This is a genomic window from Tardiphaga sp. 172_B4_N1_3, from assembly GCF_052076035.1.
Lineage (GTDB): Bacteria > Pseudomonadota > Alphaproteobacteria > Rhizobiales > Xanthobacteraceae > Tardiphaga > Tardiphaga robiniae.
In genome coordinates, this window is record NZ_CP197238.1 from 272,557 (window position 1) to 289,958 (window position 17,402).

Below are 17,402 nucleotides of genomic sequence, written 5' to 3' on the forward strand. Positions count from 1 at the left end.
CCCGGCGCTTACAAACTCAGCAAGCCCGTGATGAATGTCGCGCCCCCACTAGCGCACTCAACACTCGTCTGATGAAACGCCCTTCTCTTTGCTGCCCACAATGCGAAGTACGAAGTAAAGTTCGTCGCACTGCACAAGAATACGCACCGCAAAAAGTCGAGACTATGGCGACGCGCGACATGAAGGCGCGCATCGGTCACTACACATCAGACAAAATCAAAAATGATGAGTTCAGAAGTATCGTTCTGGGACACGCACATTGTCGCCGGGAAATACCAGGACTGGCGAATCGAGCGCATAGATCTCTTCGACGGTTGAGCCCGATCGCCGCAAATACACTTTGTTCTCATTGGCGCGATAGGTGAATCCACCGGCAGTTGCGACGGCGTCCATCACGGTCAGGCCCATGCGATAAGGGTATTCGCCACTCTTCTTCACTTCGCCGAGGATATAGAAGGGTCGATACAGCGCGATTTCCACATTGACGCGTGGGTCTCGCACGATTCCCTTGGCCAACGCGGAGGAGATGCCCTTCTCTAATTGCCGTGTGGTCAGGCCTGCGGCCCTCACGTGGCCCGCAAGGGGAATCGATACAAATCCGTTGCTGTCGACTTCATATTCACCGGTGATATCAGCTTCGCCATAGACCTTCAGACGAACGCGGTCAGTCGGTCCAAGAAGATAGGTGCCTGACGGCGAAGCCGCAGAAACCCGCTGGTCCTGTGCGAGCGCGATCGACGGAGCGACGCCAGCAAGGAAAAATGAAAGCACCGGTACTATCAAAATGCCGGCGCATCGGTTCTTTCGCAACATGGTAGACCCCCAACACAACATCAATGTGATCATCTGCATCAATTCGATGACAATTGATGCAGACGACAATTGCGCGAGAGTGTCCGGCAAAAAACGGCGAAAGAATGTGGCGTACTCAGAGAGTGCGCAGATTGCGTACTAATGTCTTCTTAGAGAACCAGAATCTCTGTGCCTTCGATGGCAATGCACGTGAGGATGCCGCTGCGCCACGCACCTGTGTCAATATTCACACGGTTATCTCTAATATCTGCATGGGGAACCGGCGTGTGTCCGTGCACCACATAGACGCCATGATCGCGCTTTGAATCCAGAAACTCGTCCCTGATCCACATCAGATCATGCGGATCTTGAGACGACAGCGGAACATTGGGACGAATGCCCGCGTGAACGAACAAGAAGTCGCCACATCTGATATTGTTCCGCAGGCAACGCAAGAAAGCGTCATGCGCCGGAGGGAATGCGGCATGAAAGGCTTTCTGCACGTCGCGCGCCGTTGCCGTGCGTGATGGAGAAACGCCATAGGACGCGAGAGTCTGAAGTCCGCCCAGTTGGCGCCAGTGCTCAAGCACGCTGGCATCCTCCAGGAAGTCTTCCATGATGGCTTCGTGATTGCCGCGTAGGCAGATTGCATGGTTGTGCACCATGCGGACTGCCAGCAAATCGATCACACCTTTCGAATCCGCGCCACGATCGATGTAATCGCCGATATAGACTTCCGCCGCATAGGTGATCGGGCGACGTCGGATGTCCTCATCGATGCGCGCGATGGTTTCCTGCAGCAGGTCGGCGCGTCCGTGAATGTCACCGATGGCATAGATACGCGTATCGGGCGGCAGTGCCGCCTTGTTCGAATCTGATCTGGAGAGGGAGCGCGGCATTTCGCGCAAGCTACGATCAGGGAACCGTCGCGGTCAAATTCAATCGGCCGCGCAACGCCTTGGGACTCATAAAGCTTTGGGGATAGCGATGAGCTCAGAAGAAAATGATGCGAACGGCGACGATCACAGCGACCCAGACGGCCGCATTGATAAGAAGAAGTCTGTTTCGCAGTTTGCGGCCGAATGCGTTGTGCACATCGCTGGTAGAACTGTCCACAGGGCTTGAGATCGCCGCCTTATCCACGGCGATCGCGCGCGGGGGAAATGAAATGTCCCCTGTAGTCATCTGAGGTGTTCGTCGAGCGACCATGGCGATGCCGAAATATCTGGCGGAGTGAGCAGTCTCAGTGCGCAACATAATGGGCGCGCTTTAGTATCGAGTGAAAAATCAAGCTCGAATCGATTGCTGCTTGGTGGCTATTTGTTAATTGCAGAGATCATGCACCCGATCTCGCAACGATGCGATGCAATTCATCGATCTGCGCCATGTAATTATTTTGCATGGCTGCTGTGAGCGTGATGCAGCGCAATAGACGTACAAATCGATCTAAGCGCTTCAGTGCACAAACAATTTTGCGCGCCGCACAATTATATCAATATTGCGACTGCGTAATGTTACACGCCAATACCGTTTTGCCGCCCTAATTCGTTCGCACAGTTAAGAAATCTTCAGGGATGAAGGTTCTTGCTGATCGACGAAGATGGTTTCGCAATTGCGAATGTTCGTCGAAGGGAAGAGTTCTGAATTCGCATGCCTGCCACATAGGCATGTTTCTGTTCGATTATCGCGCACCAAAGTTCCAGCAGGGAGCGAGAGCATGGCCTCTACAGTTTCAGTTGGTTTTGATCGCAACAAGGTGACGCCGCTCTGGAAGGAGCGGCAGCTCATTTCAGTGCGGCCGGTCGAGTTTGCCGGCCACGGGTCCTATCGGAACAGCGCCTATCGCAGCCGCCGGACGAACCAGGTTGCCCGGTGCGAGCCGTCGGAGTCGATTGCCAAGCGATTGTTCGACATTGCGGCCGCGGGCTCGGCCCTGCTGTTTCTCGCGCCGCTGCTGATCACCATCGCAATCATCATCAAGGCGACCTCGCCGGGGCCGGTGTTCTTCACCCAGTATCGTTACGGCTACCGCAACCGCTTCTTTAAGATCTACAAGTTCCGCTCGATGCGCACCGATGCCGGCGACAAGCGCGGCATTCAGCAGACGGTCGAAGGCGACGCCCGGGTGACGCGGATCGGCAAGCTGCTGCGCAAGACCAGCCTCGACGAAATTCCGCAGCTGATCAACGTGCTCAAGGGCGATATGTCTCTGGTTGGGCCGCGGCCCCATGTCCCGGGCATGCTGGCCGCCAACGTGCTCTATGAAGATCTCGTGCCGTATTACTTTACGCGTCACAGCGCACGGCCCGGCATCACCGGTCTGGCCCAGGTGAGCGGCTGCCGGGGCAGCACCGTGGAGGCGCCCCGGGCGATCTCGCGCATCGATTACGACCTCGAATATATCGAGAAATGGTCGATGCGTATGGACATCATGATCATCGTGCAGACGGTCCGGCGCGAATTCCTCTCCGGTAATGCCTTCTGATGCCCACGACCGATTGAGCGGCGGCATCGATCACACCACACATTGCAGACATTGCGCTGGCGGACCTCCGTCCGGCGCCCGGAATTGTTTTGCCTTGAAACCAGCCTCGAACGAAGGGTGACAGCCATGACGGCGACGCAACGGACCAAGCAGCTTCTGAAAGACGCTTTCCCGTCGATGTATCTGCGCTGGCGCTTCATGAAGCGTCCCAAATCGGCGGAGCGTGAACTGGCCTATCTCGACAAGATCGTGCCGCAGGGTGCCGTCACGGTGGATGTCGGCGCCAATTGCGGTCTCTACACCCAGCAACTGGCGCGGCTGTCCGGTCAGGTCCATGCGTTCGAGCCGTCGCATGAGATGGCCGATCTGCTCCGGCGCACCTCCGCGTCCAATGTTCGCATCCATGAAGTGGCTCTCTCGGATCATGAAGGCGATGCCGAGCTCTACACACCGCAAGGCGAGGATGGCCTTGTTTACGGGCGGGCATCGCTCGAACAGCAATATGAGCCGTCGGTGAAGCAACTGATCACGACGCATGTTCCATTGGCGCGTCTCGATGGTGTCGTGCGCGAGGACGTGTCCTTTGTGAAGGTGGACGTCGAGGGGCACGAGTTGAGCGTCTTGCATGGAGCCGTCGGCCTGATCGACCGGTGCCAGCCGGTCTTCCTTGTCGAGGCAGAGGATCGTCACCGTGCCGAGGCGACGCGCTCGGTGTTCGATTTCTTTCGCGACAAATCCTATCGCGGCTTCTTCCTTCAGGACGACGAGGTGGTCTCCATCGATCATTTCAACGCCGGGGAAATGCAGGACGCCGATGCGCTGTTGCCCAATGGTGGCCGTAAACCCGGGCAAGCTTACGTCAACAACTTCTTTTTCTTTCCGCAGCATCTCGACGGCGAGTTGATCCTCAACAGCTGAGGCGCATGCGGAATTCTCGGGGGATGTCCGGGTCGTTCTGACCGCGGACTGTTTACAAGACAGGACATGCAATGCGAATTGCCATGATTGGCGCTGGCTATGTGGGGCTCGTGTCGGGGGCGTGCTTTTCGGACTTCGGCCATCACGTCACCTGCGTCGATACGGATCAGGGAAAGATCGATGCGCTGAACAACGGAGAGATTCCGATCCATGAGCCTGGTCTCGATGCGCTGGTCGCGAGCAATGCCAAGCAGGGACGGCTGAAATTCGTCACTGATGTCACATCCGCCGTCGGTGCAGCCGAGGTGGTCTTCATCGCCGTCGGCACGCCGTCGCGGCGCGGTGACGGCCATGCGGACCTGTCCTATGTCTATGCAGCGGCGCGCGAGATCGCAAAAGCCATCAAGAAGTTCACCGTGGTGGTCAACAAGTCGACGGTGCCGGTCGGTTCCGGCGACGAGGTCGAGCGCATCATTCGCGAGGAGAACCCGGACGCCGAATTCGCCGTGGTCTCGAATCCGGAATTTCTGCGCGAAGGCGCGGCTATCAGAGACTTCAAACATCCCGACCGTATCGTGATCGGTTCCAGCGATCAGCGCGCCAAGGATGTCATGGCGGAAGTCTACCGGCCGCTGCACCTCAACTCGTCGCCGATCATGTATACGGATCGCCGCACGGCCGAACTGACCAAATACGCCGCCAACTCGTTCCTGGCGACCAAGGTCGCCTTCATCAACGAGATCGCCGATCTCGCCGAGAAAGTCGGTGCCAATGTGCAGGAAGTCGCGCGGGGCATCGGCCTCGACAACCGGATCGGCCTGAAATTCCTGCACGCCGGACCGGGCTATGGCGGCTCGTGTTTTCCGAAGGACACGCTGGCACTGATCAAGACGGGCCAGGATTACGAAGCGCCGCTGCGCATCGTCGAGACCGTGGTTGCCGTCAATGACCAGCGCAAGCGCGCCATGGCGCGCAAGGTGGCGCATGCCTTCGGCGGCAATCTGCGCGGCAAGTCCATCGCCATTCTCGGTGTGACCTTCAAGCCGAATACCGACGACATGCGCGACGCGCCGTCGATCCCGTTGATCACGGCGCTGCAGGATATGGGCGCCGAGGTGCGGGTCTATGATCCCGTGGGCATGGAGCAGGCGAAGAAGGTGTTCGAAAATGTCACCTTTTGCGAGGGGCCCTATGAATGCGCCCGCGGGTGTCACGCCATGGTCATCGTCACCGAATGGGAGCAGTTCCGCGCGCTCGATCTGAAGGAGATGGCGGCGATCATGGCCTGTCCGGTGATCATCGATCTCCGCAACATCTATTCGCCGGATGAAGTGACACGGAACGGATTTCTCTATAGCGGCGTCGGGCGGCCGCAAGCAGTGGCTTACTAGCTCGCGCATCTGCGCAGATAAGGGGAGGCGCGCAGTGTCTTACTGCGTCGCTTCCTCCGTCGTGCCGGGCGCAGTCGCATGTTCGCTTCGCGGCGTCGTGGAGGCGTCGTTATAGCTTTCAGTCTGGTAGATCGATTCCAGGTCGCTGCCGCCGAGATACCAGCTTCCAAGGAAATATGTGGCGCCGATGATAGCTGCGGCCATCACGAGGCCGCGGCCGACGGAGAAGACGATATCGGCCTTCGTGACTTTATGCGGAGCGATCTTGTCCATGAAGGCGTCCCTATGGGGCATGCCGCTATCCTGCAACGGCGTGGTCCAGTTGGTGCTCAGGAATTCGAGCGCAAGCAACAGCGCAATCAATCCCGGACAGTGTAGCGTTATCGACCTGACATGTCTGCTGGAAATGCCGAGATCGTCGCGTAGCAGAGAACCCATTGAATAAGCGAATAATGCGGCGCTCAGATCGCAGAATCACAATCACTTTCGGCATCCGCCCCATCCGCGAACATCGCCAATGCGGCTCATTTGTTCAACCGTCACAATTGCAACAATTCAACCCCGAATGTCGGAATACCGAACACAGGCGCGTGAGCACGAGCTTTCTCCCGTGGAACCTGAGGATGACGACAGAGTGACGATGCGTTGCTGGAGTACCGAGGTTATGATCGCACTATGAGACAAACTACATTTATACTGGCACTTGCCGCCGTGATCGCGTCCCCGATCTATGCGAACGAAATCGATCAGATGGCGAACAATCTGGAAACAAGCTGTTCGAACCACTTTCGCAAGCGACCGAACAAACCTTCGAGCGATTCCAAAAAGTTCTGCAGCTGTTTTGCCGGAACCTTCACATCGACCATCTCGCTGCGGGAACTCGATGCCGCAAATGGGGTGGTAACATCGGAAATTCAGGAACAATTCGAGCGCGCTGCGGAGTTCTGCGGCCGCGATGTTGCGCCGTCCGTCGCGCAAGCGGGCAGGGCATGGATCATGGAATCCAACTGACCGACGAATCCCGGCGATCATTGTCAGCTGTTACCCTGACTCACTGTCGCCTCATTTGACCGCAAGTCTTTGCTCGTCGGCAAAGTGGGACACATCTTGCGCCGGCATTTGGGGACTGCTCATTGACTGACTCTCGTTTCAAGGCGCAAGTGGCGTCTCGCATGCCTATGCTCCGATTCAAGGAGTCGAAGCTCAGGCAGAAGGTCGGTTCCGCCGTCGAGGCGGTTTCGATTGCATGCGCCCATGTTCTTGCTATCGCGGCCCTGGTGATCATCGGCGGTCTTGTCATCTATGTGAGATAATCGTCGTGCGTACTATTCTACTTGGACTGTTCCTGACGGCCGTCGCCCAGCCGTGTTTCGCGCAAAAATTTCTCTCCTTCGAACCTTTGATGATGGATCCGTATGCGACCGTGTTCGTCGACAACGGTTCGTGTTCGGCGGGCAAGGTGCTGAAGGTGCAAGGTGCGCCGAACAACCAGCGTCGCAAGAAGAGCTGTGTGCCGATCAGCGATGTGCGGCCTGGCGCCGTCAAGGGCAAATAGCCAAGGCCACCGCAACGGCGCTTACGCCGTCGCCTGCTGTATCGCCGGCCGGTCGGCCCACGCTATAGGCGTTGACGGCGCCCGGCGGATCGATGCCGCGCATATGCGATGGATGTGGCTTCCGTGGCATCCATGCCCAAATGGGCAGCAAGGGCAGAAAATACAGGCTTAAGTCGTCGAAAATGCCCGCATCCGCGCGGACGCCCTGACAAGCGGGAACAGCATTGCTATGGTCGCGCGTACCGGCCGCGACGTGCCGGGTTCCGAATCGAGATGGATCAGTTCAGGTGACATTTGAGCCTTCCGCGCGTCCGGGTGCAATGCAGGGCGGACTCGCGGCATCGTATATAAATATGACGGATGATGAGGCCATCGATCTCGCCCGCGAGCGTTTTGGCATCGAAGGCCGTCCCACGCGCTTTGCCACCGAGAAGGACGACACCTTCCGAATCGCGCCGGCAAGCGGGCCGCGCTTTATCCTGAAGGTTGCGAACCCCATCGAGGACATTCCCGAGATTGATCTGCAGGTGCAGGTGCTCGATCACGTCGCGGCGCGTGCGCCCGATCTGCCGGTGCCGCGCGTCATTCCCAACGACAAGGGCGAGCGGCATTTCAATTATCTGGATCGTGCCGGCCAGCGCCGGCAGGTGCGGATGATGTCCTATCTCGAAGGCCAGCCTCTCAGCGAGGTGCCGTCCACGGCGTCGGGTCGGGCCGAGATCGGCAAATTGCTGGCGCGGCTCCGCCTCGCGCTGGCCGATTTCAGCCATCCGTCGGATTCAAGGGTTGTCGCATGGGACGTCAAGAACCTGCTGACGCTGCGCGATCTGCTGGCGGAAATCACCGATGCCGCACAGCGCCGCAAGGTCGAGGCTGCACTGGAGCGCTTCGCCGCCATCGAAACCCGGCTCAAGCAGTGCCGCATGCAGGTGCTGCATAATGATTTTACCCGCTCCAATGTCGTCGTCGATGCGTCGCTGCCGGGTTTTGTCAGCGGCATCATCGATTTCGGCGACACGGTCCGCACCGCGATCGCCATCGATGCATCGACGGCGATGCTCAATCAGTTGCCCGTCGCGATGGACGGCGATGTCTTTGCCGATGGCCGCGATCTGCTGAAAGGCTATCTCTCCATCGCCGATCTGACGGCGGAAGAACTGAGCCTCATTCCGCATCTGATCTTCTCGCGTCTGGCGACGCGCCTGCTGCTGTCCACGGCCATGGCCAACCGGGTGCCGTCCGTCGCCGCCTATGTTCTGCGCAACAATGAGCAGACCTGGGTGCAGATGGACTGGTTCATCGCCCGCTCGATGGACGAGATCTCCGATCAGTTGATGGACTTCGCCAGATAATCTCCGCCACATCCGACCCTGCTTCCAGAGGAAACAACAACATGACCGCAGTCACCAGCGCCCCGCGCGGCAAGATGGTCAACGGCTTCGACCCCGCCACGGCAACCGGCCTCACTGAGGAGAGCCGCGAGCTCGTGAAGCGCCGCAGCGATCTGCTCGGTCCAGCCTACCGGCTGTTCTACAGCAACCCGGTCGAGGTCGCGCGCGCCAAGGGCGTGCTGCTCTATGATTCAGAGGGCAACGAATATCTCGACGCCTACAACAACGTGGTGTCGGTCGGTCACTGCCACCCGCGCGTGGTCGATGCGATCACGCAGCAGGCGCAGACCATCTGCACCCATACGCGTTACATCCAGAAGGGTATTCTCGATTACGCCGAAGACCTGCTTGGCACATTCGACGGGCCCAAGCGTCATGCGATGTTCACCTGCACCGGCTCGGAAGCCAATGATCTCGCCGTTCGCATGGCCAAGCATCACACCGGCAATCAGGGCATCATCATCACCGAAGAGGCCTATCACGGCAATTCGGAGCTGACCGCGGGCTTCTCGCCGTCGCTCGGGCCGTATTCGCCGCTCGGCACTTTCGTGCGTCGCGTCCCGGCACCGGATTCCTATCGCATTGCGCCGGAGAAGATCGGTGCCTGGATGGCGGAGAAAGTGTCCGAGCAGATCGTCGACCTGCAGCGCCGCGGTGCCGGCGTTGCCGCCTTTATTGCGGATTCGATGTTCTCGTCCGATGGCATCTTCTCGCATCCGACCGACGTGCTGAAGCCGGTGATCGATGTCGTGCACAAGGCTGGCGGCGTGTTCATCGCCGATGAAGTGCAGTCCGGTTTCGGCCGCAGCGGCGAGAAACTGTGGGGCTATCAGCGCCACGGCATCACGCCTGATATCATCACCATGGGCAAGCCGATGGGCAATGGCTACCCCGTTGCTGCTGCTGTGATGCTGCCGGAGATCGTCGAGAAATTCGGCCGCGACAACCGCTATTTCAACACGTTCGGCGGCAATACGGTGGCGATGGCGGCCGCACAGGCCGTGCTGAACGTCATTCGCGACGAGAAGCTGGTCGAGAATTCGCTCCGCGTCGGCAAGATCCTGCGTGACGGCTTCCATGCGCTGGCGAAGAAATATGAGCAGATCGGCGACGTCCGTGGCTCCGGCCTCTATGTCGGCGTCGAACTCGTGAAGGATCGCAGCACCAAAGAGCCGGATGCCGCCGCTGCATCTGCCGTGGTCAATGGTCTGCGCGCACGTCGCGTGCTGATCTCGGCGACGGGCCCTCATGCCAATGTTCTGAAGGTTCGCCCGCCGCTGGTCTTCACCGAGGCAAATGCCGACCGGCTGCTGACCGAGGCCGAAGCCGTGATGGCGTCGCTCTGAGATGACACGGATCGATGCCATCGCGCGGGTCAACGCGCAGTTCACGTCGGGTGATTTCCTCGCCACGCTCGATCGCATGGTGGGCTACAAGACCGAGAGCCAGAGCGACAAGCGCGCCGACGATTTGCGCGCCTATCTCGAACAGGAGCTGACGCCGGCCTTCACGGCACTCGGCTTTACGACTGACATCATCCCGTCGCCATCGGGACGCGGGCCACATCTGCTCGCGACCTATCATGAGAGCGACGACCTGCCGACCGTGCTGATGTATGGCCATGGCGATGTGGTCCCCGGCATGGAAGGCGAGTGGCGCGACGGGCTCGATCCGTGGCGCTGCACCACCGTCGGCGAGCGCGCCTATGGCCGCGGCACCGCCGACAATAAAGGCCAGCACGCCATCAACATCGCGGCCCTCCGCGCCGTGCATGAAGCGCGCGGCGGCAGGCTCGGCTTTAATGCCAAGTTCATCATCGAGATGGGCGAGGAGATCGGCTCACCCGATCTGCCGAAGGTCTGCGAAGCCCATCGCGATGCGCTGAAGGCCGACCTGTTTCTGGCTTCCGATGGCCCGCGTCTCTCTGCCGAGCGTCCGACGATCTTCCTCGGCTGCCGTGGTGGCCGCCGCATCCATCTCGATATTGAATTGCGTGACGGCGCGCATCACTCCGGCAACTGGGGCGGGCTGCTCGCTAATCCCGCGACGATCCTCGCTTCGGCGATAGCGACGCTGGTCGACAGGAACGGCCGCATCCTGCTCGACGCACTGAAGCCGCCGCGGATCACGAATGCCATTCGCGCCGCATTGGCCGAGGTCGTTGTTGCACCCACCGCAGATGAACCGGCCATTTCAGACAATTGGGGCGAAGACGGATTGTCGCCGGCGGAGCGGCTCTATGCCTGGAACACGCTGGAAGTGCTGGCGATCAATGCGGGCAATATCAACAATCCCGCCAATGCCATTCCCGGCAAGGCAAGCGCGGTGCTGCAGCTGCGCTTCGTGGTTGGCACCGATATCGAGAATGTCGTGCCGGCCATACAGAAGTATCTCGCTGAAAACGGCTTCGCTGATATCAAGGTGAGCCAGTCGCAATATTTTTCGGCGTCGCGCACCGATATCGACAATCCCTGGGTCGACTGGGCCGTGGAGTCCGTGCGCAAGACGACGGGTAGCGCGCCGGCGCTGCTGCCGAATTTCGGCGGCTCGCTGCCGAATGACGTGTTCACGGATATTCTCGGCCTGCCCACCGTGTGGGTGCCGCATTCCTATCCCGGCTGCTCGCAGCACGCGCCCGATGAGCACATTCTCCTGCCGGTGACGGAGGAGGCGCTGAACATCATGGCGGGGCTGTTCTGGGATTTAGGTGAAGTGAAGAGCCGGGCGCCGTAGGTCCCTCGCCCCGCCCGGCGAAGCGAAGCTTCGCTAGGCGGGGAGAGGGTGGATCGAATGACCGAAGGTCATTCGAGACGGGTGAGGGGGAGCCAGCGAGTGAAACACTGGCTCCCCCTCACCCGACTTCCACTTGCTCGCGCAAGTGAAAGTCGACCTCTCCCCGCAAGCGGGGCGAGGTAAGCAGGATCAATCCTTCACAAACGCCAGCAACACGCCATTGCCCTTGCTCGGCGGCACGACAACGCCGATATCGCTGCGGCTGCCGGCTGAACCCACAGCCTTTTCGGCCGCCGCCACATCCGCCACGCCGAACACCAGCGAAATGCCGCCGCGCTCCGGGATGCCGGCCAGCGATGTGCCGGGGAAGTGCTTCGCCAATACATCCTTGGTGACGAATACAAAGTCCGCGCGGTCGCCGCCTGACGGCACGACGACAGTGCCATCGGCTTCGCTGCGCGCAGCGCCGTCGATCAGCTTCGCCAAATGCTGCGCGTCCTTCTCCGGCTCCGGCGTGACGATGAACACCTTCTTCAGGCGCTTGGCCGTGTTGGCATGCACCTGCAGCTCGGGAATCCAGACCGTCTCGCGGGTCTTGTGCTGGCAGGCGAAGATGCGGAGGCCACCGGGCGCTTCTTCATAGGGCCACTGATAGGTGGCAAATTTCGCCGCGCTCAGGCTGCCGTCCGGCATCGTCACCGGGCGTTCGAAATCGGTCGGGCCGATCGGCGTGTAACCGCGCGCGCGGATTTCCTCGGCGCCGACAGCGGCGTCGGTGGTGGTGAAGGCGATGCGCTCGATGCCGTCGCCGCGCTTGGCGAGAAACGCCCGCGTCGGCGCGTTGTGCTCGGTCTCGTTAAGCACGCCCAGCAGCTCCACATAGTCCGGGCCGAGCATCATGGTGTAATTGCCGGAGCCCATCTTGGCGCTGTGGGTGCCGCGCGGCGACACTGTAAAGCCGAGGCTCTTCCAGTTCGCAGCAGCAGCGTCGAGGTCCTTGACGACGACCACGGCGTGGTCGATTCCAACGATGTTTTTCAGCGTCACGTGCTCATTACCTTGCAATGGATCAGGGCCGTAAACTATGCAGAATGCAGGGGTGCCGCAAGAGAACGGTTATGTTCGGTTGCGCGGCGCAATGCACGATTGATGCTGCAGAAAGGCGTGACGATGGATACCGCAACTGTGCCCTGGCCGAAGTCGCTCTGGGCCGGCGTCACGCCTCCCGGTCCTGATTTGCCGGAATTGAGAGGCCCGGTCGAAGCCGATGTGGTCGTCATCGGCGGTGGCTTCACGGGGCTCTCGACGGCGCTGCATCTGCGCGAAGCCGGTATCGATGTTGCGGTTGTCGAGGCGATGGAGCCCGGATGGGGCGCCTCGGGGCGCAATAACGGTCAGGTGATTCCGACACTGTCGCGGCCCGATCCCGAAGACATCATCAAGCGCTACGGCGCCGCCGGCGAGCGCCTCGTCGGGCTGATCCGCGACAGCGCCTCGATCCTGTTCGACCTCACGCGCCGTTATCAGATCCAGGCCGAGGCCGAACAGAACGGCTGGATCCAGCCGGTGCATTCGCCCGGCCGCATCAAGATCGCCGAGCGCCGCGTGCGGCAGTGGTCGAAGCACGGCGCGCCGGTGGAGCTGCTGTCACGCGAGCAGATGCGCGGGCTGCTCGGCTCCGATGCGTGGTTCGGCGGCTTCTGGAACAAGACCGGCGGCCATATCAATCCGCTGGCGCTGGCGCGCGGTCTTGCGCGTGTGGTGCTGGAGCAGGGCGGCCGCATCTATGCGCGCTCGCCGGTGGAGAGTTACGAGCGCAAGGGCGATCGCTGGATTGTCAGGACGAAGAATGGCCAAGTCAGCGCGCGTAGCCTGATCGTCGCCACCAATGCCTATACCGGGGAATTCTCCAAGCAGCTCTCTCCGGGCATCGCGAGTGAGGTGATGCCGGTGCTGTCCTGGCAGATGGCGACGCAGCCGCTGTCGGACGAGGCACGCAAGACCATCATCCCCGGCCGTCAGTCCATGTCGGATACGCATGGCGAGCTGTATTTCGCGCGTTACGATGCGCGCAACCGTCTGGTCACCGGCGGCAATGTGGTTGGTCTCGGCGATAAGACGGAGCGACTGAAAGTGATGGTCGCCGAACGGTTGAAGCGGCTGTGGCCGCAGATCGGCGATGTCCAGTTCGATTATGTCTGGAACGGCTATGTGGGCATGACCACGGATTTCCTGCCGCGCATGCACAGGCTCGGGCCCAATGCCTATGGCTGGACCGGCTGCAACGGCCGCGGTGTCGCGCTGTCGGTGGCGCTCGGTGATGAATTCTCGAAGGTGGTGCGCGGCGTGCCGGAAAGCGAGCTGGCGCTGCCATTCTCCGAGCCGGTGCCGATTGCGGCGCATGGGCTCATGCGTCTGCTCGCGCCCTTCATGCTGCTGGTCTATCGCCGCAGGGACGCGAAGGAGATCGCGTAATCGCTCTTCCTTACCTCTCCCCGCTCTGCGCGGGGAGAGGTCGCCGCGTCTTCGCGGCGGGTGAGGGGCAGGGCACAATGCTAATCTCATCACCGGCGCGCGCGGATCGAAGAGCCCCTCACCCCAGCCCTCTCCCCGCAAGAGCGGGCAGAGGGAGCGCACGGCCGGCGCGCGATTTCAGCAACGCTCAAATAAAAGCTACACCGTCACCGGCTTCCGGCTGCGCGCGAAATCGCCGCCGGGGATCGAGGCCAGCAGGGCCTGCGTATAGGCATGCTGCGGATTGCCGAATACTTCGCCGGCCAATCCGTGCTCGACGACTTCGCCGTCTTTCATCACAGCGACGAGATCGCAAATCTGCGCGGCAACGCGCAGATCGTGCGTGATAAAGACGATCGAGAGCCCAAGCCGCTCGCGCAGTTCGTGCAGCATCTTCAACACCTGCGCCTGCACGGAGACGTCGAGCGCGGACACGGCTTCATCCGCCACCAGCACGTCCGGCTTCAGCGCGAGCGCGCGCGCAAGGCCGATACGCTGGCGTTGGCCGCCGGAGAATTCGTGCGGGAAGCGATCGATGGCGGACGGATCGAGGCCGACCAGCCGAAACAGCTCCTTCGCCTGTGCCACTGCCTGCGCACGCGGCGTACCGTGCACGATCGGGCCTTGCGCCACGAGATCGCCGGCCTTGCGGCGCGGGTTCAGCGAGGCGAACGGGTCCTGAAACACCATTTGGATGTGCTTGGTCTCGCGGCGCACCTCGTCGCGCGTGAGCTTCGCCCAGTCCTTGCCTTCCAGCACGATCGCGCCGCCATCGGGATCGATCAGCCTGATGATGCAGCGGGCCAGCGTCGATTTGCCCGAACCTGACTCGCCGACAATGCCGAGCGTCGCACCACGCGGCAGTTTCAACGACACGGACTTCACCGCGTGGGTCACGCGCACGCCGCGGCCGAGAAAGCCGCCATTGCGATAGGTCTTGGACACGTTGTCGAGCGTCAGGATGATGTCATCGGACAGTGCGCGCGGCGGCGGCGCCGTCAGCGGAGGCACCGCGGCGATCAGCTGCTGCGTATAGGGATGCTGCGGATTGGTCAGCACATCCTTCACGGCACCTTGTTCAACCACGTTGCCATGCTGCATTACCACCACGCGGTCGGCGATTTCGGCGACCACGCCGAAATCGTGGGTGATGAACAGCACCGCCGTATTCCTGCGGGTCTGCAATTCCTTGATCAGCTTGAGGATCTGCGCCTGCGTGGTGACGTCGAGCGCGGTGGTTGGCTCATCGGCAATCAACAGCCGCGGATCAAGAGCGAGCGCCATGGCGATCATCGCGCGCTGACGCTGGCCGCCGGAGAGTTCGTGCGGATAGGCACGTGCGGCCTGAGCAGGATCGGGAATGCGCACGTCCTGCAGCAGCGCCAGCACGCGCGCCTTGATCTCGGTCTTGGAGAGTTCGGTGTGGATCTCGAACATCTCGCCGATCTGGTCGCCGATGGTGCGCAGCGGATTGAGCGCGGTCATCGGCTCCTGGAAAATCATCGCGATGCCGGCGCCGCGCACCTTGCGCATCTCGGCATTGGACGCGCTGGCGAGGTCCTTACCCTCGAACAGCACGCGGCCGCCATCGATGGCAACTTCGCCGGGCAACAGCCGCATGATGGCATTGGCCATGACAGACTTGCCGGAGCCGGACTCGCCGACCACGCAGACGATCTCGTTGGCAGCAATTGCCATCGAGACGCCGTTCAGCGCATGCGAGCGGTCGGCGCCCTTGGGCAGCTTCACGCTGAGCCCGTCGATGGTGAGGATCGGATTGTCCACGGCGCTCATCGGCTTTTCAGTCTCGGATTAAGCGCATCGTTGAGGCCCTGGCCGACCAGCGATACGGCGAGCACCGTGAGCAGGATGGCGATGCCGGGGATTGCGGAGACATACCACTGCACGCGCAGCACGTCGCGGCCGAGACCAATGAGGTTGCCCCATGACGCCACATTGGGATCGGACAGGCGCAGGAAGGCGAGTGCGCTTTCCAGCAGGATCGACAGCGCCATCACCACGCTGGCATAGACGATGACCGGCGGCAGCGCATTGGGCAGGATCTCGCCGAGGATCAGTTGAATATCTTTCATCCCCAGCGTGCGTCCGGCCTGGACGAATTCGCGGCTGCGCAGCGACATGAATTCTGCGCGCGTCAATCGCGCCGGCGCTGGCCATGAGACGATGCCGACGGCGATGGTAACGGTGGTGATGGTCGAGCCGAACACGGCGACGAGCACCAGCAGCAGCACGAAATTCGGCAGAGTCTGGAACGCCTCGGTGATGCGCATCAAGACCGTATCGACCCAGCCGCCATAATAGCCGGCAAAAGCGCCGATCAGCACGCCGATGACGACGGCGATGACAGTCGCCACACCGCCGATCAGCAGCGAGATGCGCGCGCCGTAGAAAATCTGCGCCGCGATATCGCGGCCGGAATTATCGGTGCCCAATAGGAAGCGCGGATTGGAGAACGGCCAGATCAGCGGCCGGCCAGCCAGCGCCAGCGGATCGCGCGGATAGATCCAGCTCGCGGTGATCGCCATCACGATGACCACCAGCAGCAACAGCAGGCCGACGACGGCGGCCGGGCTGCGGAAATAGCGTTTGATCGCGTCCATCATCTCATGCCTCCGCCTGGATGCGCGGATCGAGCCGGGCATAGAGAAGGTCGACGAGGAAATTGACTAATATCACGAGCAGCGCCGAGACGAAGACGATGCCGAGCAGCGTGTTGAGATCGCGCTGCACGACGGACTCGTAGGCCAAGCGCCCCAGACCGGGCAAAGAGAACACGCTCTCCACCACGACCGAACCGCCGAGCATGGTGCCGGCCTGCAGCCCGATCAGCGTCACCATCGGCAGCAGCGCGTTGCGCAGCACATGCTTGATCACCACGCGGGTCTCGTCGAGGCCCTTGGCGCGCGCGGTGCGGACGAAATCGAGATTGAGCACTTCCAGCATCGAGGCGCGCATGATGCGCAGATAGATGGCGAGGAAGATCAGCCCCAGCGTCAGCGTCGGCAGGATCAGATGCAGCGCGATGTCGACAGTGCGGCCAAATCCGGTCTGTACGGCGCCGATATCCTCGAAGCCGCCGGCCGGCAGCCACTGCAGATAGATCGAGAACACCACGATGGCCATCAGGCCGAACCAGAATGACGGCGTGGCGTAGAAGACGAGGCCGAGGGTGGAGATCAGCGTATCCGGCCACTTGTTGACGCCGCGTGCGGCGATGACGCCAAGCAGCAGCCCGAAGAAGAAGGCGAAGGACAGCGACGCTGTCATCAGCAGGATCGTCGGCGGGAGACGTTCGAGGATCACGGTCGCCACCGGCTTGCCGTAGATCGAGGAGAAACCGAGATCGAGCCGGATCAGCCGCCACAGATAGTTGCCGAGCTGCATCGGGATTGAGAGATCGAGCCCGTAGAATTTGCGGAGCTCGCGGGCGGTCGCGGCATCGCCGCCGCCCATCTGCGCCATCATGGCATCGACGGTGTCTCCCGGTGCGAATTGCAGCAGCAGGAACACGCCGATCAGGATCAGGAATAATGTGGGTATCGAGGCGGCGAGCCGCCGCCCCGCAAGGCTCAGGATGCGCATCTGGCTATTGTGGCGAAGTT

The 17,402-nt window shown here is 61.1% G+C and carries 17 protein-coding genes; 10 read left to right on the forward strand and 7 right to left on the reverse strand.

Annotated elements, in window-relative coordinates:
* Positions 1 to 231: 231 nt before the first annotated feature.
* Complete coding sequence (locus tag AB7783_RS01270; protein WP_441276574.1) at positions 232 to 846, reverse strand: polysaccharide biosynthesis/export family protein; 615 nt, start codon at positions 844 to 846, stop codon at positions 232 to 234.
* A 116-nt stretch (positions 847 to 962) separates the two neighbouring features.
* Complete coding sequence (locus AB7783_RS01275; protein WP_315844356.1) at positions 963 to 1,691, reverse strand: metallophosphoesterase family protein; 729 nt, start codon at positions 1,689 to 1,691, stop codon at positions 963 to 965.
* Between the two features lie 818 nt (positions 1,692 to 2,509).
* On the opposite strand from AB7783_RS01275, the gene AB7783_RS01280 reads away from it, so the two are divergent.
* The 3 genes from AB7783_RS01280 (at position 2,510) to AB7783_RS01290 (ending at position 5,586) form a co-directional block, all read left to right on the forward strand.
* A complete protein-coding gene (locus AB7783_RS01280; protein WP_441276575.1) occupies positions 2,510 to 3,277 on the forward strand; it encodes a sugar transferase in 768 nt (255 codons plus the stop codon).
* A gap of 126 nt (positions 3,278 to 3,403) precedes the next feature.
* Entirely contained in the window at positions 3,404 to 4,195 is a 792-nt protein-coding gene (locus AB7783_RS01285) for an FkbM family methyltransferase (RefSeq protein ID WP_441276576.1), read from the forward strand.
* Between the two features lie 71 nt (positions 4,196 to 4,266).
* Positions 4,267 to 5,586, forward strand: a complete 1,320-nt coding sequence (locus AB7783_RS01290) for a UDP-glucose dehydrogenase family protein (protein WP_089268057.1) — start codon at positions 4,267 to 4,269, stop codon at positions 5,584 to 5,586.
* A gap of 39 nt (positions 5,587 to 5,625) precedes the next feature.
* Here the strand turns inward: AB7783_RS01290 and AB7783_RS01295 are convergent, their stop codons facing one another.
* Positions 5,626 to 6,024: a hypothetical protein gene (locus AB7783_RS01295; protein WP_441276577.1), complete on the reverse strand. Its 399-nt coding sequence runs from the start codon at positions 6,022 to 6,024 to the stop codon at positions 5,626 to 5,628.
* 312 nt (positions 6,025 to 6,336) lie between these two features.
* Between AB7783_RS01295 and AB7783_RS01300 the strand changes: the two genes are divergently transcribed.
* The 6 genes from AB7783_RS01300 (at position 6,337) to AB7783_RS01325 (ending at position 11,265) form a co-directional block, all read left to right on the forward strand.
* The gene (locus tag AB7783_RS01300; RefSeq protein WP_141137206.1) at positions 6,337 to 6,597 is read left to right on the forward strand and encodes a hypothetical protein; all 261 of its coding nucleotides are present in this window, start codon (positions 6,337 to 6,339) and stop codon (positions 6,595 to 6,597) included.
* Positions 6,598 to 6,758: 161 nt separating this feature from the next.
* A complete protein-coding gene (locus AB7783_RS01305; protein ID WP_158596770.1) occupies positions 6,759 to 6,899 on the forward strand; it encodes a hypothetical protein in 141 nt (46 codons plus the stop codon).
* Positions 6,900 to 6,904: 5 nt separating this feature from the next.
* Complete coding sequence (locus tag AB7783_RS01310; RefSeq protein ID WP_184514296.1) at positions 6,905 to 7,141, forward strand: DUF6719 family protein; 237 nt, start codon at positions 6,905 to 6,907, stop codon at positions 7,139 to 7,141.
* A gap of 353 nt (positions 7,142 to 7,494) precedes the next feature.
* The gene (locus tag AB7783_RS01315; RefSeq protein WP_441276578.1) at positions 7,495 to 8,493 is read left to right on the forward strand and encodes a phosphotransferase; all 999 of its coding nucleotides are present in this window, start codon (positions 7,495 to 7,497) and stop codon (positions 8,491 to 8,493) included.
* A gap of 41 nt (positions 8,494 to 8,534) precedes the next feature.
* The gene (locus AB7783_RS01320; protein WP_441276579.1) at positions 8,535 to 9,878 is read left to right on the forward strand and encodes an aspartate aminotransferase family protein; all 1,344 of its coding nucleotides are present in this window, start codon (positions 8,535 to 8,537) and stop codon (positions 9,876 to 9,878) included.
* Between the two features lies 1 nt (position 9,879).
* Positions 9,880 to 11,265 (forward strand): M20 family metallopeptidase, encoded by a 1,386-nt coding sequence (locus AB7783_RS01325; protein ID WP_441276580.1) that lies wholly within the window; start codon positions 9,880 to 9,882, stop codon positions 11,263 to 11,265.
* A gap of 189 nt (positions 11,266 to 11,454) precedes the next feature.
* Here the strand turns inward: AB7783_RS01325 and AB7783_RS01330 are convergent, their stop codons facing one another.
* The gene (locus tag AB7783_RS01330) at positions 11,455 to 12,312 is read right to left on the reverse strand and encodes a VOC family protein (RefSeq protein WP_441276581.1); all 858 of its coding nucleotides are present in this window, start codon (positions 12,310 to 12,312) and stop codon (positions 11,455 to 11,457) included.
* 123 nt (positions 12,313 to 12,435) lie between these two features.
* Between AB7783_RS01330 and AB7783_RS01335 the strand changes: the two genes are divergently transcribed.
* Complete coding sequence (locus AB7783_RS01335; RefSeq protein ID WP_441276582.1) at positions 12,436 to 13,740, forward strand: NAD(P)/FAD-dependent oxidoreductase; 1,305 nt, start codon at positions 12,436 to 12,438, stop codon at positions 13,738 to 13,740.
* 198 nt (positions 13,741 to 13,938) lie between these two features.
* Here the strand turns inward: AB7783_RS01335 and AB7783_RS01340 are convergent, their stop codons facing one another.
* From AB7783_RS01340 to AB7783_RS01350, 3 genes are read right to left on the reverse strand one after another with little or no spacing between them, the layout of a single operon-like run.
* Positions 13,939 to 15,573: an ABC transporter ATP-binding protein gene (locus tag AB7783_RS01340; RefSeq protein WP_441276583.1), complete on the reverse strand. Its 1,635-nt coding sequence runs from the start codon at positions 15,571 to 15,573 to the stop codon at positions 13,939 to 13,941.
* The gene (locus tag AB7783_RS01345) at positions 15,570 to 16,400 is read right to left on the reverse strand and encodes an ABC transporter permease (protein ID WP_120289215.1); all 831 of its coding nucleotides are present in this window, start codon (positions 16,398 to 16,400) and stop codon (positions 15,570 to 15,572) included. The genes AB7783_RS01340 and AB7783_RS01345 overlap by 4 nt, the downstream gene beginning before the upstream one ends.
* A gap of 4 nt (positions 16,401 to 16,404) precedes the next feature.
* Positions 16,405 to 17,382 (reverse strand): ABC transporter permease, encoded by a 978-nt coding sequence (locus AB7783_RS01350; RefSeq protein WP_441276584.1) that lies wholly within the window; start codon positions 17,380 to 17,382, stop codon positions 16,405 to 16,407.
* Positions 17,383 to 17,402: the final 20 nt, after the last annotated feature.